The 1,140-nt window shown below is 64.6% G+C and carries 1 protein-coding gene; it reads left to right on the forward strand.

Annotation, left to right across the window (positions count from 1 at the left end):
• Nucleotides 1–48 precede the first annotated feature (48 nt).
• Nucleotides 49–1,140, forward strand: coding sequence for an IS630 family transposase (locus AB0H53_RS29100; protein ID WP_362119653.1), 1,092 nt, complete (start codon nt 49–51; stop codon nt 1,138–1,140).

Genomic DNA, 1,140 nt, shown 5'->3' on the forward strand with positions numbered 1-1,140 from the left:
CCTAGTCTTCTGAGTCAGGAGTTCTGTTCAGATGTATAAGCTTGGCCTGTGGGACGTACTGGGCGGCCAAAGGCCGAGTTGATCCTGTCGGATGAGGAGCGGGCCGCACTCGAGGGGTGGGTGCGGCGCCGTTCCACGCCCCAGGCGTGGGCCTTGAGGTGTCGGATCATCCTGGCCTGCGCCGAAGGTGCTTCAAATAAGGACGTGGCGGCTCGCCTCGGCTCGACTCCCCATGCGGTGGGCCGCTGGCGGGCGAGGTTCGTCGAGCACCGGATCGCCGGTCTGGGTGACATGCCGCGTCCGGGCGGCCCGCGGACGGTGACGGACGAGCAGGTGGCCGCACTGGTTTCCAAGACGCTGCAGTCCACCCCGAAAAACGCGACCCACTGGTCGACGCGCTCGATGGCGAAGGAACTGGGCCTGTCGCAGTCGACTGTGTCGCGGATCTGGCGAGCATTCGGTTTACAGCCGCACCGCTCGGAGACCTTCAAGCTGTCGACGGATCCGTACTTCGTCGACAAGGTCCACGACGTCGTCGGCCTTTATCTGGACCCGCCCGAACGGGCCCTGGTCTTCTGCGTGGACGAGAAGTCGCAGATCCAGGCCCTGGACCGCTCGCAGCCGGTGCTGCCGATGATGCCCGGAGTGCCGCAACGCGTCACACACGACTACGTCCGCGCCGGCACCACCACTCTGTTCGCCGCGCTCGAGGTGGCCACCGGCAAGGTGATCGGCTCCCTGCACCGGCGCCACCGGGCCGAAGAGTTCAAGAAGTTCCTCATCAAGCTCGACAAGGAAGTACCGGCCGACCTCGCAGTCCACCTGGTCCTCGACAACTACGCCACCCACAAGACCCCGGGCATCAAGACCTGGCTGCTGGCTCACCCCCGGTTCCACCTGCACTTCACACCGACCGGGTCGTCCTGGCTCAACCTGGTGGAGCGGTGGTTCGCCGAGCTGACGAACAAACGGATACGGCGAGGCGTCCACAAGAGCGTCCAAGCCCTGGAGCAGGACATCCGCGACTGGATCGCCGCATGGAACACCGACCCCAAGCCCTACGTCTGGACCAAGACGGCGGACGAGATCCTCGAACGCCTCGCCTCATATCTAAACAGAATTCCTGACTCAGAAGACTAG

Origin of the sequence: Streptomyces sp. NPDC050856, from assembly GCF_040653855.1 — a bacterium.
In the GTDB taxonomy this organism is placed as follows: Bacteria; Actinomycetota; Actinomycetes; order Streptomycetales; family Streptomycetaceae; genus Streptomyces.